Genomic DNA, 14,570 nt, shown 5'->3' with positions numbered 1-14,570 from the left:
GATCACATTACCCATTTCATCACGCTCATTCAAGCATCAGGAGACAATTTGTGAGAACAAGCAACCACTTATGGTCATGGGTTCAAAAGATTCGAGGTCCACCGCATTCTTCGTCTGGAGCACATCATTCCTCGATGAATACCACATGTAATGCAGGCAGTTGAGAACAGACACAAACCAGATACAGCTATGGTGCATACCTTCCAGAAAGGATTTTTTCTTATGATTGGATGCGGTTTTTTTGATGAGAAGCAGCCACCAGAAGAAGCCCACAATACCGTCCCTTGTTGGGTCTCTCTCCATGAAATCTGTGCCTTCCTTGAAATTTCTCCCAACATCATGAGTCCAATAGTTCAACAGGCCTATTCCAACGGCGAACGATGGGTAAAAAAAGAGCAAGCAAAGGATGGAAAGACGCTTTACCTGGTCGATACGCAACACGAGATGTACCAATCGTATCAGGAAATGTGGAAGCAACATAACGCACTTTTAGGCGAAACGGCATCTCAGTGGTCTCAAGCAGATCAATCATACGTGCCACCTCCGCATTCATGGGAATCCTCCCCTTCCTACGCACCTGCTCCACTCCCCTGGTATACAGAGGGTGTACTCCAGCAATGGCCTCGTTTTCGACAGTGGCTGTATGCACATGGGATCAAGATCTTCCAAAATCTGCTTGCAGAAGAGAGACATATGAATGCCTGGGAATGGCAATGGGGTGAACTTCAGGGTGAAGGATTTGCAAGCGATGAGGAGGCCATTATTGCGGTCCTACAAAGTCGCTTTGAGGCGTATGAAGCAGAGATTGCAGATCTGCAAAGGATCTATGATGCCAACGAAGCAAAGTGGAAGGAACAGGAGGATGACTTTTTTCGTCTGCTTGAACAGCAAAAGCTTCAGCAATCTCCCTTGAGACGTTTCTGGTCTGGCAAAGGCAATTAACCGCTAAGAATACTTTTTTTTAGAAGAAGCAATTCCCTCCTGAGAACTGCTTGAGGAGTGGGTACCAAAAGCAGTTCTCACCACAAGGAAAAAAAGAGAGAAGACCACAACAAAGAGTGAGGAAAGAAAAGCCATGAGAGACTTTGATACTATTGCAGCACTTCGCATCGGTCTCGCAAGGGCAGAAGACATTCATCATTGGAGTCATGGTGAGGTCACTAAAGCAGAGACTATTCACTTTCGAACCCAGAAACCTGTCAAAGATGGTCTTTTCTGCGAGGTCATCTTTGGACCGATACGCGACTGGTCATGCACGTGTGGCAAATACCATTATAAACGACAGCCAGGCATCATCTGTGAGAAATGTGGAGTAGAACTTGCGCCAGCAGCCGTACGCCGAGAACGGATGGGACACATTGACCTGGCAACACCTGTTGCTCATCCGTGGCATCTACGCACAATTGGTCTATTGCTTGATCTCTCTCCCTGGCAAGTTGCGTCCCTCCTCACCTATCAACGTTACCTTATTCTACAGATTGACGAAGAGCAACGACGGAACACGCACGATCAGTTCTACGATACTGGTGATCAGCATGAAAAGGAAGCCTATCAGCGCCTCCTCAAACTCACTGTTGGAGATCTGTTAGAAACGGGACACTATCAAACAGTATCTCGGCTTTTTCCTGGGATTTTCATCGCCAGGACGGGAGGGGATGCCGTACACCATCTTTTAGCAACCCTTGACCTGAACCAACTTGCAACAACGCTTCAGCAGGAGATCGCAGTTCAAGGAGCCAATGCAAAAAAAGCGATCCGCCGTCTGCACGTCATCAATGCCTTTCGTACTTCTGGTCAACATCCTGATTGGATGATCTTATCTACCATCCCTGTTCTTCCTCCAGAACTCAGGCCGCTCCTGGTATTAGATGGAGGTCGCATTGCTTCTTCCGATCTGAATGAATTGTATTCCCATATTCTTCATCGCAACAATCGTCTGAAGCGCTTTCTTGAACAAAACGCCCCGGAAATTATTTTGAACAATGAGCGCCGTCTTCTTCAAGAGGCCTGTCATGCACTATTTGATAATGCGCACAAAAAGAAAAAAACAACCGATTCTCGCCGTCGTCCCATGAAAAGTTTGACCGATGTGTTACAGGGCAAACAAGGAAGATTTCGTCGAAATCTCCTGGGGAAGCGAGTAGACTACTCAGGGCGCTCTGTCATTGTTGCAGGGCCAAACCTGAAACTTCATGAGTGCGGATTACCTAAGGAGATGGCCTATGAGCTTTTTAAACCATTCGTCATTGGGAAGCTCCTGGACCATCAGTATGCCCGCAGCCCAAAAGAGGCAAAACGCATGGTGGAACAGCGCGATGGGCTGATCTGGGATGTCCTCGACGAAGTCCTTTTCGAACGTGTTGTTCTCCTCAATCGCGCACCAACCTTACACCGTTTAAGCATTCAGGCATTTCATCCTCGTTTGATTGAAGGGAAAGCTATTCAACTGCATCCTCTTGTCTGTTCAGCATTCAATGCGGACTTCGATGGCGATCAGATGGCAGTTCACCTCCCACTCTCCCAAAGAGCTCAGGAGGAGGCTCATCGGCTCCTCCTCTCGACCAGGAACGTACGTCATCCTGCCTCTGGCGAACCGTCAATCTCTCCAAGTCAGGAGATTGTACTGGGTTGTTTTTATCTCACAGAGGATCGGCCAGATTCAAAAAAGGGCAGGCATGTCTACACCGATAGAAACGAGGCACGACTTGCCTATACGGCGGGGCACATCGATCTCCATACACAAATCCAGGTGCGGATTGGTGATATGTTTGTCTATACTGCTCCACCACCAGCAGAACCAACGCATCCAGCGCATGGACGTGTTGAAACCACCATTGGACGAGTGCTCTTCAATGATATCCTACCTGCGCAACTTGGGTATCGCAACTATCCAATGACGAAAGACACACTCAAAGCGCTTCTTGCAGAGTGTATCTCAACAGGGAAGGATGAGGACACTATTCACCTGCTGGATGAAATCAAACGGATTGGCTACCACTATGCAACGAAAAGTGGGATAAGTTTCGCCATCAGTGATATTAAAATTCCCCCAGAAAGAGAAACGCTGATCGCAAAGGGTCGGAAGCAAGTGAGTGAAGGTGATCTACTCTATAAGACTGGTGAAATGACTTATGATGAATGGTACCGCCAGACTATTGAGATTTGGACGCAGATTACTGAAGAGATTAGTGGAAAGCTCAAAGATGTCCTCGACCCCTTTGGAACCATCATGACCATTGTCAAATCAGGAGCAACAAAGGCGAAGTTCCAGCAAATCCGTCAGCTGAGTGGAATTCGTGGACTCATGGCGAGCCCTTCAGGCAAAATTCTTCCTATTCCTGTTCTCTCGAACTATCGCCTCGGCTTACTTGTCTGGGAAATTTTCATTGCAGCATCTGGAGCTCGAAAGGGTTTCATGGATAGAAGTCTCAATACAGCCATGAGCGGATACCTGACGCGCCGTCTTGTCGAAGCTGGTATGGAAGTGATTGTCACCCAGAGAGACTGCCAGACGAGAGAAGGCCTGCTTATTACGCATGAAGAATCCCACCGCATGGGACTTCCAACGATGCGCAGCAGAATGATCGGAAGAGTTCTGGCAGAGCACACTGGCAATGTTGCTGCTGGTACCCTCCTCGATGAACACCTGGTTGATACCCTCCTGCAAAGCGGTATTGAGCATATACGTGTTCGCTCTCCATTCTATTGTCAGGCTCCCTATGGGATCTGTCAGACCTGCTACGGCACAGATCTGGCAACAGGAAAACTCATCCGATTGGGAGTCGCCGTTGGAGTCCTGGCAGGACAGGCTATTGGAGAACCTGGAACACAATTGACAATGAGAACATTTCATTCAGGTGGAATCGCCAACAATGCATCTGACATTACCTTAGGCTTACCTCGGGTCAATGATCTCTTTGAAGTGCATCCTCCAACTCAAGCAGCTCCAATGGCAGAAAGAAGTGGCATCGTAAAACAGATCGAGACAGAGCCACAGACAGGAGGATATCATATTCACTTTACCTCAACAAACAGCCAGGAACCAGCAGAATGGATCACAACTATTCCATTCAGGCGAAAGATAGTCGTTCAAGAAGGACAAAGTATAGAAAGAGGAACCCCCCTTGTCGAAGGACCACTCAATCCTCACGATATCCTCCAACTTCTTGGACAAGACATGACACAACGCTACCTTATTCAGGAGATACAAAAGGTCTATCGAGGGACTGGTGCAGTGATTCATGATAAACATATCGAGGTCATTGTTCGACAAATGCTGAGACATGTGCTCGTCTGTGATGCCGGAGACACCGACCTCCTCCCTGGTTCGATTATTGACCGCTTTACCTTCTTACAGTGTGTCGCCTCCGTTCTAGCACAAGGTGGTCAGCCACCAGTGGCCCAACCACACCTGCTTGGACTGACGAATACCGTTTTGCATACAGCCAGTTGGATTGCAGCTGCCTCATTTCAAGATATGAGCCGTGTTCTTTCCCGCGCTGCAATCTGGCACCAGCAGGATAATTTAGTCGGCCTGAAGGAGCGCCTCATCGTGGGAAAAATCTTATTGACACAGGATGACAAAGGAAAATCACATCTATAGAAGAAATTGCAGAGAACACTATTCACCTGTACAATCATCGACCACAGCTCATAATTTGTTGTATACTTGATTCTATCAAGATACTTTTTTTGCCCTGTTGCAATCATAGAGTTGCAAATGCTGTAAATTATCATAAACAAGGCGGAAGGTGTAAGAACAAAATGCTTCGCGGTTTCAATAAATCGAGAAAAATCTCATAGCTGCCTTATGAGATCCTCCATATCTCTATGAAAGGAGTGAGATATGCCTCAAGAAGGAAAGCATACTCGAACACGCTTGATTGTTGCATGCTCTGTTGGGATGCTGATAGCTATCCTGGTGACCATTCGGATATGGCTTCCCTCGTTATCGCTGCTGGATCAACTATCCCAATTCTCTCCACTGGTGCGTACCGCAATTATTGTAAAAATTCTTTCCCCGCTTCTTAGTTTCCTCCTTGCGGCAGGATGGGTCTGGGTCTTTCTCTTGATAGGGGAATTATGGCTCTCCTTACGAAAAAACGACCATAGCACAAAAAGCATACGACCAATGCAGGAAACTACCCAAAAACCTCGATACAAACTTGAACGACGAATGACCGCACATCAGAGCCCACACAAAGAATGGGAAACAAGAAGGCCTATCGCTGCCCCTCCCCTCTTCCAGCAAGATCCAACCAATCCCTGGCAACAGGCACATCTTCCTATCACACCATTACCAATGACAAACCCTCTCTGGTCTCCACCAGACGCTTCTGAAAAGTCGAAAAACGGTGCAGATGGAGAGGAGAGAGAAGAAGAGAAGGCCATAGAGGCAGAACAGATCTTGCAATCACCTGTCGTTGATGTCCCTTTACAACCCCAGGAACTGGAGAAAATCATCCCAGCAGAGGGATCGAAAACATTTTTTTCCTTACAGAAATCACGAGAACCCACTGATTTCTCAAAACCGGTCACATTAACACTCTTGAAGCACATACGTTGTTGGGTATGCGCCGATGATGGGACAAGTATAGAAGTGAAGTTACGGAGAGGGGAGAATGCAATTCGCCTGATTCAACTTGCCTACATTGCCTGGAAACAAGGGGCGTCAGTTGACCGCGACAAAATGTTGACCTATGTGCTCGCTCGTGGAAAAAGACGTGAAATGAATACGGATCAACTTGGAGAAGTCTTCGATGCCGCCAAAAGATATCTTCGACAGGATTTAGATCGCGCCATCAAAGAATTAGCAAAGAACGGCCATCAGGTCACAACAGACGTTGATTTCTTCAGTAATGAACCAGGCTTCTATTGGCTCCACCCATCTTGTAGAGTGATTGACCTGGAAAAAATTGATGATCTTTATCATGCGATCCAGATTGCACGCAAAGAAGGTGTCCTGGACGAGAAGCTTAATGGCACCATTCCTGAGTGGGTCATAGAAGCGTGCCAGAATCTTATTGGTGCTTATCCTGGTGACTTCCTTCAATCGTTCCTGGAGAAGTTCCCTGAAGAGTTTGGAGCCTGGGTCAAAGAGCCAGTCACGCTCTATCGAGACAAATATTTAGATGCACTCTTGATCATGGCAAATTATGAAAGTGCACTGGGGAAGAGCTTTCTTGATCCCAATCTGTCCGTTGAGCAAAATGAGGAGCACCGTCGGCATCACATTGGAAGAGCCGCTCAGCTCTTCCATGACTATGCAATGTATGCCGTTAATACGCGTTGGGATCAAAAATTGAAGTTTGCCTATCGGGCAGGCAAAGATGGTGAACGGGTGGTCAGAGCTGCACGTGCGATGCGCCGTTGCGTCGTCGAGCTTGGCAAACTCGGCAATCCAGATATGATTGATCAGGTCTATTTAGCGTTTAAAGAACGTATGGCAACACTTTCTGAGGGAAACTGGAAACCTGATCGGGACACCGAAAGTGATGTGATCGAAGCCAAAAGGACAACGAGCGCCTATCGCTTCTCCTCTCAGATTCCATCTCGTCAAGATGAACATGTATGAACCAGACAACTCTTGCCATTCCTGTCCCGTACTCCTTGCGAAACGAAGTGATTACAGGAGATAGTTTTTTTCAACAGATGCGAGAACGTGGATTGAGTGTCGCAACGACGCGCCCAATCTATAGCGATCCCGATGTCGTGAGACAGAGCTGGCTCCTCTGTCCCAACGGAGCCACGTATACAGATACCACCTTTTATCATCTCTTTAGCAAAACCGCTTTTCGTCGACTATTGCGTGTCTTACTCTCTCAAAGACCTTGTTTAAAAGCATCGATGCACGCTCTTTTTCCCAATGATGCAGACTGGCACACCATCCAGACCTTTTTGCAGGACCAGGAACTCCTGAGAGAAGACCAGGACAGGTGGAAAAGGGGCGCTCGCTGTTTTGGGATCAGAGACCTTGGTCATACGCTTGAATGGTATATTGCTGAATGGTTTCGACGCAATCCACACTTTGATCATCTCGTTCCAGTACGACATGGTGTCACCTGTTATCGTGGGTATGAGCGTGGAGATCTTGATATTGTTGCACTTCTTGATCATCTCACGCTCACGATAGAATGCAAATCAACCTCACATGTCAGTACTCAGGAGCTTTCTGCATTTCTCCAACGAGCATCGATATTTCAACCAGCTATTGCCTTACTCCTGATCGATACATCCCAATCAACACTTGATGGAATTATCGATCGACTGAACACACTCCTCTCGCGCCAGGGTACACATTCCTTCTTAGAGACCGTAGCTACAGCGCCTGGAGTGTATTGGAATGGCGAACACATCTACGTGACAAGTATACCTGAAAGCCTGGATACCTCGCTTACACACATCCTTCGGATTGTTTAAAATCACATGGGAACAGCATTGAGAATTGCGAGGATAACAGAAAAAGGCGTCATGAGACCTACGCCTCGACAATCTAAAAATAGCTGAACCTTCCCTTCCCCTCTCCCACCACTCCGGTGCACCTCACCTCCCTGCCAACTCTTCCGAGATGCTTTGTACACTCATTCTTGAGTGCAGAAACACTCCAAGATTCATTTCATGGATAGAATACAGAGCATCTTAAGCCAGGTACTCTCTGGAGAAGAAAGGTTATCTCATGCAGAACACACCACCACAGGATTCTCAAGAGCAGAATGTCTTCAACCCAATATCATCGCTATCTGGTTCCCAACCACCACTTCAGGGAGGGAAACCAACCCCATCAGGCAAACAGCCTCCGCTCTTCTATACGGTAGAAGAAGACGATGCTGATCTCCATCTTCCCCTTCTCGATGAGCAGGGCAATCACGGGAGCCCATTCGTCTTACCGTTTCAGAACTCTGCTGCAATGCCAACGCTTGCGACGACGAACGCTCAAGGTCAGGGGACGCCACCACCAGTAGCCACGCCGATCACAAAAAAACACTGGGGCACGTTTCAACTGCTCAAAGTGCTGCTTATTGGGGGTGTTGTGCTCATCACGATTATTGGCGCAAGCTTGTTTGTCTTTGCCCAGGCAACAACTGCTCCAAATACGCTATCTGGAAACACGATGCCTCCTCAGGACACGAACGGAACATCATCCAGTCCAACAGGAATGTCGACACAAGGACCATCCTCAACACACCCACCAGCAAAATCACCTGTGGCCAGTACATCTGCTCCCTCACATCCAGATCAAGGAGTTTCAAACACAGGCACTTCTCCTTCAGAGACGCTTCCATCGACACAACTGCTGAGCCAGAGTGGATGGACACAGGCTGGACTCACCGTTGGAGATGCAGTTGAAGCATTCAGGACGGGGAGCACCTTTACCGATCGAGAGATGAGCTATGATTACCGCAATAGTGGGACGCCAACCAATCATAGTGGGACACTTACCAGCTCAACCTTTTTGCTCACGTCGGGCGGAAAAACCCGTTTTGTGAACAATGACGTCCGCATGATCAATAATGTCCTCTACAACAAGATACAGACCTCTCAGATCATTCAACAGGTCGTGCCAAAGGCTCAACCTGCACTCCTCAAATTTCAGATCGTACCGATTCAGGGACAACCAGACCAATTTGCCTGGCTCAGCATTCCCTTTGAACTCCTTCAATCAAAGATTGATCCGACCAGTAAAAATCGTACCGAAGGGCTGGAAATCGATCCGAAAACAAACCAGCCTCTTCTGCATCATATGACAGTGATTTTGGTACGCGTTCCTCCACAGAATCAAGGTGAAAATGCGCCCATGGGAGGGACTGGCTGGCTTGTCAACACCTATGAGCTCGATACCACGACCCTTCCTGATATTGCAACGAATCCCTCTCTTTGACAAGCGATAAACTGAACCTGGAAAATGAGGAAGAGGAACGATCAAGATGGCAGAGATCTGTCAAGATCGTTCCTCTTCCTCCTCAAAGAAGAAATGGCAACCTTCCGAGTGATGCAAGATCATGCTAAGTGCCAAAGCCTCATACAGAGCATTAGATTGCTCCGTACAGAGAGCACATCTTCCTTCCCGGCGCTCCTATTTCCTCCCCCTGTTTTTCAGCCGTCATCAAAATGACTCTCTCAGTAAAGCCTTTGCTTTTTCGTCACTACTCAGGTGTCCCTCAGGCAACGACAATTGCGAGACATTGCCACCACGTGAGGGAAGTTACTTCAGGAGGTATTCTTGATCTTCCTCGCTGATGTAGATAAAGACATCACTATCTACCAGGCTGAGATAGGTGACCATGAGCGGTCCGACCACGTTCCAAGAGAGGTTGCCAAGCCCTGCTCCCAGCTTAGGAAAGGCAATACTTTGGATCTCGAGCGCTTTGTAGTGGTCGACAACATACCGAAGACCTTCCTCAATGTATTCAACCTTTGAGTCGTCGCGCCAATGATCTTTTGTCGGAAAATTGAGGATCCAGGGCGTACTCGCTTTGTAGAGGGTCGGCTGGCCAATGCGCAGTTTCCCTTCGCGGCACTCTTGTTGATAGACTGCAAACATGTCTGGATATCTTTGTTTAAAAGCCAGCGCAAGACCTTTCCCCATGTGACCTTTGCAATTCACAGGGTTAACGATCACCTGGGCCGCTGAGTCGAAAATGTTATCTTTGCGATAAGAGAGCGTCGCCATACATCACCTCATATCTGTGAACAAAGGGGTCATTCCTCAGATCCCCATGCCACAGGCAAAAGGGACTGGGTAAAGACAGCGATCATGGCCCCAGGCAGAGAACAACCTTGTTTGCGCCGGGTAGGGTGCTAGCGAGGTTTGCGGTTGCGTCCTTTTCCTTCGGCCCCTCCGAACTGATCATACCGCTTTCGCTGTATTTAACCCTCCAGTGCTTCTTTCCCCGAAATGGTTCAGGTTGGTTGCCCTGCGTGTATCTTCATGTGACAGGAGCGACAAACAACAAGCGTTTTTCGTTGTCGCATTGCCATCAACTTCATCCAGGCTGGCTGTTCTCGTCTTCCTTTTACCTGAAGATCTGCACGTTTTCTGATATCGTGGGCCTCCACATCTTGTGGAGATTTGCAGATTTCGCACTCATTTGCCAGAAGTCGCTGAAGGATTTCTGTGCCAGTGTTGAGTGGTTTTGGAAGGTGATCCCAGATCACCGTTTGAGGTTGCGGGATAAGCTGTATTCCTCCAACTAGCTGCGAACGCATCAAGAGTCAAACCAAAGAGTTGGCATTTGAACGACCCAAGGTGCGCAATGCTCAATCAGTGAAAAATCTCAATACCCTGACCTATATAGTTATAAATGTACGTACTCTGAGTCGAGCGAAATCAATCAACAAGGGAATTCTACAAATGAATTAATTGCTCCCTTTCTCTTCATGAGTAGAGTACCAGTCTTGAAATACGGGATGGACGATCAAGTCGCTATAATCAGCAAGCCGATCTGGAATAGCAAGAAGTTTTGTGTAGTGTTCGACAAAAGGCTTGAATCCTGTTTGTGAAAGCATGACAGCAAGTACACCATCAATATCACAGTAAAATTTCTTTCCCCTCACCTACTTCTCCATCAATAGTAATGACAAACATCTTTCTTCCTTGATAGAGTCCTGGTAGCTTGTTAGAGCTCCAGGCACCGCCACAGGAACCTCTACCAGTACGGATCATCACGGGCCCATGTGGCTGTGTCTAGAGCCCCTTTTTCAAGAGGCTTGGGAAGTGGGTTTGTCTTTCTTTACTGGTATATCGCGTAGTCTTTTTCGTCGGCTTAACATAGACCCCCCTGAACCAAATTCAAAAATTGTTTGACAATAAAAGGCTTGAATAGGATACATGCATTGGGTAGATGGCGTAGTTCTTCAACAACCTGTACATCTTTTTCATCTAACAGAACAATCACCCTGGTAGACGGACAACAGGAGTGAAGTCCCGTAACGATGCTCGACAGATTGTTGCTATCCAGGTCAATCACCATGAGGTCCGGTTTGATGGTGAGCTGTGGAAGTTCAGTTAGTGCAGCTAAGTGGTTATCATAGATTCTTACTGCAAATAACTCGCGGCGGAGATAAATCTCGAGTAGTACTCTAACAGAGTTCCAATTTTTAATAATTACCGCTTTTTTAACTGCTTCTTGTGTCTGATCCATCAAACAACTCCTTTTCAGTCCATAATCTGTCATTCATCAAAAAGGCTCTCACCTCATCATGCTTTCCTGCCTGTTGTAGACCTTTTAAATAGTCATACATGCGTTCCATTCGTGCAGTGATTGCCTCATGACTAGAGACAACAGAGAAACCATAGAGCCCGTTTCTTGCCCCTTGTGCTTCCTGCTCAAGTCTTTCTCTCATCCGCTGTATCTCGCTAGCAGGCACAAAATGCATCCTTTCCCTAATCGTTATCCCGTTAAAAATAGGATACAGTAAAAATACGGTAGTGAATTTCCGTTTACATGTCAAACTTTTCCTCTTTGATGTGCCGTTTATTCTATGCTATAATCCTATAAAGCTTATCTATCTATTGTGTAGTTGACAAGGCGGTGTGAATATGGTTAAGGCAGAGAAAATACCAAATACACGATTGAAACATGCACGTGAAAAAAAGGGCTGGTCCCAGGCGCGTGTAGCTACCGCTATTGAAGCTCCTGATGAGGCAACAATCAGCAGATGGGAAACAGGAAAACGAGTACCAAGTCTGCACTATCAGGAAAAACTTTGTGATTTGTTTGGCCTTGATAGCTTTGAACTAGGCTTTATTGATGAGCCTCAGAAAGAGAAGAGTGAATCAGACCCAAATAGAAGAGAAGTTATGTTAGCTATTGGAGCTGCATTAACCGGGGTTCCATTCATACCGAGATCAGACTACTTGCTCCAATGTATGCACAGCCTGAAAATGTGCTGGCGTCTCTACTTCAACGGCAATTCCGATATTATTGAGCCATACTTACATATCTACCTGCCTCAACTACAAAAAACCGTACAAGAAGATACCAGAAACAGAAAGCTCGCCGCTCATCTTTGTTCGCAAGCCTATCAGCTCTATACCGAACTTTGTACAGATAAAGAGGACTTTGGCACAGCGCGTAGTGCTGTCGAACAAGCCCTTCAGTATGCACAAGTTGCGGAAGATAACAATTTATATGTGGCTGCCTCTATCCGTCTCGGAAATATCTTCTTCCATAAGAAACAACCCAAATACGCTCTTAATGCCTATGAAAAGACAACACCTCTCATTAACACAGTAACCCCCCTCCTAAGAGGAAGAACCTATGCAGGAATGGCAGAGGTTACTGGCATGATGCAACAAAAGTCTGAAGCATTATCCTATATTGGATTAGCCAAAGAACACTATCCAGACAAGCCAGCAAATGACCCTGCATTTCCCTACACAAACTTTACTCAGTATTCTTTACATGTCTTTGGCTCTGGACAAACGCACCTTTATCTAGGACAACCAGAGGAGGCCGTCAAAAGCTTTAGGCATGCTGATAAACATATTGTAGAGGCTCATACTGACCCACTGACACATGTCGATCTGAGATACTACCATGCTCAAGCGTTTAGTGATATGGGCGATTTAGAAGGGAGCTGCCACTACATAGAACAAGGCGTATCACTTGCTCGTGTAACAGGTTCCCGCCTCTACTTAAGTAAGTTGGCTGAAACACATCAAGGAATGCTTAACCGCTGGCCTCATGAGAACAAAGTGAATGCTTTAGAGGAGCTATTTTTTTAACGTAACTATTCAGAAGTGTGACAAAGTCGCAAATGCAGTGGCAATTACATGAAATGAACCTTTCACGTCACCCTTCTGAATAGTTACGATTTTTACAGTGATCCTAGTCTTACCTCAGAGTATGATGATGACCCCCAGGATCGGGGAGGACTTTGTTAGGTGGAAGCCGCCCACCGGCGGCGATGAGACGCTGGGGGTGGTTGGCTTTTCGATATTTCCGCACCTGGATCACGAGGAGATGCCGGACAATTCCCTTGCCAATACAGAAAAAGGGCCGCTGAAGTGGGTGTACCAGCGTATGCAATTGATGATCAGACCGCTATCAAAGTGATCGATGGAGCCGTCGAAGTGGTCTCCGAAGGCCATTGGAAACGGTTTACGCTCTAATAGGGATGGATAACTTGTTCGTTCCTGTGTCCCAAACGAGCGAGGAGCGCAGCGTATGCTCCTCGCTACCTCCTGGTCTAGTGGTTGTCCCTTGCATCACTGACCTGATTTCTACGTTTGGGGAGGGCTCAAACGCGAGTCGTTCTAGAACACAGTTGACTAGAGAGTGTTACCAGGTCTTCTCAGTATTATACGTGCTACGCTGAGATGATGTCCCTGAGGAGTAGGAAGAGGATAGTGAGAAGGCTTGATCGGATGAATGGTCAGAAAAAAGAAAGGATCAGTAGGATCACAAAGCACGGTAAAAGGAGCTTCAGGTTTGAAGTATTCCAATTGGCGTAGGCATTCTTCAGATAACTCTTTATGATCATAAGAGTGTCGTTCGCGGCAAACATCAGAAGGAAGCTTTTTCCAGATAGAAATAGGGGTTGAACTGATAGGATGAGACCAGCTCAGCTCGAAGCACAGAGAGGGGTATTCGTCTCCTGATGGAGTAACGTGCCGCTTCACGTCGTATCGAGTAATTGTTGCTTTGCTTTCAATTCCATAGCGTGAAAGCCATGCATGTTTGAGTGCAAAGGTAGTAGTGATATACCGTGTCAGAACGAAAGCGACCAGTATGTATGTCACCATCCAGCTGAAAAGCCAGAGACCTACAAAGAGACCTACACTTATTACTGTCTGGAAGACTGGAATCATCAAATAGATGACAAAAGGAACAAACAGAGCCGCCAGAAAGAAGATAGTGTGACAGCCTGTGCCTACAACCATGATCTTCTCGCGCCGCCGAATCCGTTGCTTGTCTTGCTGCTGTGTCTCCATGAGCATCCTTTTTCTTCACATGGTCGTCTCGCTTCAAGTATAACTTGAAGCTCGTATATTTGCAAGGCTTTTCAATTTATTTGACGCGCGCAAAGGGTCTGGCACAGCTTTGGTGATGCTCGTTTGTTTTCTGCAACAGACCGATGTTTTATGATTTCCCTTTCGTCTTTACAAGGCATGCAGCACACGTTGACGTAGTAAGGGGAATGCTGCGCGGCCATACTCCATCCGTTTAATCAGTTTGAGTTCGTGAACCTTTCCCTCAACAATCCCATTGTTCTGAGGCAAGGTGAGACCCGCTTTGACAGCGGCTTTGTCTCTCTTGATGCCCGCTACGAAGCTCCGCAGCTCTGGGATCTGACTCTCTTCGGCCTTGGCAAGCCATATATCAAGTTGCTCTCCTACTCGGCAAAGGATGGAAGCCATGGTGGACTGGTCAAAAAGGGATAATGCGGGTATCATAAAGATGAGACCCCTTTGCTGAGTTGATTTAGGTTATGAATACTCTGCACAAGGAGCTCCCTTTCTGTCAAGCAAAAAGGACTTTTGCGAAAAAAACGGAATGCATCCAACTCTTGAATTAGTTGCTCTTGTTTTTGTGGAAAGTCGTTTGGAATTGAGAGTCGAGGGCTAG

Annotated in this window: 12 protein-coding genes and 2 pseudogenes; 6 read left to right on the top strand and 8 right to left on the bottom strand. The window is 46.9% G+C overall.

The window, feature by feature from the left end; translation table 11 throughout:
• The first annotated feature begins 222 nt into the window (after positions 1-222).
• The 5 genes from EL628_RS24130 to EL628_RS24110 all read left to right on the top strand — a co-directional run bounded on the left by EL628_RS24130 (position 223) and on the right by EL628_RS24110 (position 8,878).
• Complete coding sequence (locus EL628_RS24130) at positions 223-942, top strand: hypothetical protein (protein WP_126582562.1); 720 nt, start codon at positions 223-225, stop codon at positions 940-942.
• A gap of 133 nt (positions 943-1,075) precedes the next feature.
• Positions 1,076-4,603, top strand: a complete 3,528-nt coding sequence (rpoC, locus tag EL628_RS24125) for a DNA-directed RNA polymerase subunit beta' (protein WP_126582561.1) — start codon at positions 1,076-1,078, stop codon at positions 4,601-4,603.
• Between the two features lie 243 nt (positions 4,604-4,846).
• Positions 4,847-6,574 (top strand): hypothetical protein, encoded by a 1,728-nt coding sequence (locus tag EL628_RS24120; RefSeq protein WP_126582560.1) that lies wholly within the window; start codon positions 4,847-4,849, stop codon positions 6,572-6,574.
• On the top strand, positions 6,571-7,419 hold the full coding sequence (locus EL628_RS24115) for a hypothetical protein (protein ID WP_126582559.1): 849 nt from the start codon (positions 6,571-6,573) through the stop codon (positions 7,417-7,419). The genes EL628_RS24120 and EL628_RS24115 overlap by 4 nt, the downstream gene beginning before the upstream one ends.
• Before the next feature lie 256 nt (positions 7,420-7,675).
• Complete coding sequence (locus EL628_RS24110) at positions 7,676-8,878, top strand: hypothetical protein (protein WP_126582558.1); 1,203 nt, start codon at positions 7,676-7,678, stop codon at positions 8,876-8,878.
• 324 nt (positions 8,879-9,202) lie between these two features.
• Here the strand turns inward: EL628_RS24110 and EL628_RS24105 are convergent, their stop codons facing one another.
• From EL628_RS24105 to EL628_RS24085, 5 genes are all read right to left on the bottom strand, one after another.
• Positions 9,203-9,670 (bottom strand): macro domain-containing protein, encoded by a 468-nt coding sequence (locus tag EL628_RS24105; protein WP_126582557.1) that lies wholly within the window; start codon positions 9,668-9,670, stop codon positions 9,203-9,205.
• A gap of 230 nt (positions 9,671-9,900) precedes the next feature.
• Entirely contained in the window at positions 9,901-10,206 is a 306-nt protein-coding gene (locus tag EL628_RS31120) for an HNH endonuclease (RefSeq protein WP_371859685.1), read from the bottom strand.
• Positions 10,207-10,356: 150 nt separating this feature from the next.
• Positions 10,357-10,554: a hypothetical protein gene (locus tag EL628_RS24095; RefSeq protein ID WP_126582556.1), complete on the bottom strand. Its 198-nt coding sequence runs from the start codon at positions 10,552-10,554 to the stop codon at positions 10,357-10,359.
• Positions 10,555-10,763: 209 nt separating this feature from the next.
• On the bottom strand, positions 10,764-11,141 hold the full coding sequence (locus EL628_RS24090) for a hypothetical protein (protein WP_126582555.1): 378 nt from the start codon (positions 11,139-11,141) through the stop codon (positions 10,764-10,766).
• Positions 11,116-11,376 carry a hypothetical protein gene (locus EL628_RS24085; RefSeq protein ID WP_126582554.1) on the bottom strand — a complete coding sequence of 87 codons (261 nt, stop codon included), beginning with the start codon at positions 11,374-11,376 and terminating at the stop codon, positions 11,116-11,118. Before EL628_RS24085 ends, EL628_RS24090 begins: the two co-directional genes overlap by 26 nt.
• Before the next feature lie 163 nt (positions 11,377-11,539).
• Between EL628_RS24085 and EL628_RS24080 the strand changes: the two genes are divergently transcribed.
• A complete protein-coding gene (locus tag EL628_RS24080; RefSeq protein ID WP_126582553.1) occupies positions 11,540-12,727 on the top strand; it encodes a helix-turn-helix domain-containing protein in 1,188 nt (395 codons plus the stop codon).
• Between the two features lie 228 nt (positions 12,728-12,955).
• Here the strand turns inward: EL628_RS24080 and EL628_RS31115 are convergent.
• From EL628_RS31115 to EL628_RS24065, 3 genes and pseudogenes are all read right to left on the bottom strand, one after another.
• Positions 12,956-13,161: pseudogene (locus EL628_RS31115) on the bottom strand (hypothetical protein); the annotation flags it as partial.
• A gap of 112 nt (positions 13,162-13,273) precedes the next feature.
• Entirely contained in the window at positions 13,274-13,936 is a 663-nt protein-coding gene (locus tag EL628_RS24070; protein WP_126582552.1) for a hypothetical protein, read from the bottom strand.
• 168 nt (positions 13,937-14,104) lie between these two features.
• Positions 14,105-14,344: pseudogene (locus EL628_RS24065) on the bottom strand (transposase); the annotation flags it as partial.
• Positions 14,345-14,570 lie beyond the last annotated feature (226 nt).

Source organism: Tengunoibacter tsumagoiensis (genome assembly GCF_003967535.1).
GTDB classification, from domain to species: Bacteria; Chloroflexota; Ktedonobacteria; order Ktedonobacterales; family Ktedonobacteraceae; genus Tengunoibacter; species Tengunoibacter tsumagoiensis.
The sequence above is the reverse complement of the archived record's forward strand: the minus strand, read 5'-3'. Positions and strand labels throughout refer to the sequence as shown.

What these genes read in the sequence shown, in the direction of transcription:
- EL628_RS24110 (WP_126582558.1), top strand. Translation starts at nt 7,676, where the DNA reads ATGCAGAACACACCACCACAGGATTCTCAAGAGCAGAATGTCTTCAAC.
- EL628_RS24115 (WP_126582559.1), top strand. Translation starts at nt 6,571, where the DNA reads ATGAACCAGACAACTCTTGCCATTCCTGTCCCGTACTCCTTGCGAAAC.
- EL628_RS24070 (WP_126582552.1), bottom strand. Translation starts at nt 13,936, where the DNA reads ATGGAGACACAGCAGCAAGACAAGCAACGGATTCGGCGGCGCGAGAAG.
- EL628_RS31120 (WP_371859685.1), bottom strand. Translation starts at nt 10,206, where the DNA reads ATGCGTTCGCAGCTAGTTGGAGGAATACAGCTTATCCCGCAACCTCAA.
- EL628_RS24080 (WP_126582553.1), top strand. Translation starts at nt 11,540, where the DNA reads ATGGTTAAGGCAGAGAAAATACCAAATACACGATTGAAACATGCACGT.
- EL628_RS24120 (WP_126582560.1), top strand. Translation starts at nt 4,847, where the DNA reads ATGCCTCAAGAAGGAAAGCATACTCGAACACGCTTGATTGTTGCATGC.
- EL628_RS24130 (WP_126582562.1), top strand. Translation starts at nt 223, where the DNA reads ATGATTGGATGCGGTTTTTTTGATGAGAAGCAGCCACCAGAAGAAGCC.
- EL628_RS24105 (WP_126582557.1), bottom strand. Translation starts at nt 9,670, where the DNA reads ATGGCGACGCTCTCTTATCGCAAAGATAACATTTTCGACTCAGCGGCC.
- rpoC (WP_126582561.1), top strand. Translation starts at nt 1,076, where the DNA reads ATGAGAGACTTTGATACTATTGCAGCACTTCGCATCGGTCTCGCAAGG.
- EL628_RS24090 (WP_126582555.1), bottom strand. Translation starts at nt 11,141, where the DNA reads ATGGATCAGACACAAGAAGCAGTTAAAAAAGCGGTAATTATTAAAAAT.
- EL628_RS24085 (WP_126582554.1), bottom strand. Translation starts at nt 11,376, where the DNA reads ATGCATTTTGTGCCTGCTAGCGAGATACAGCGGATGAGAGAAAGACTT.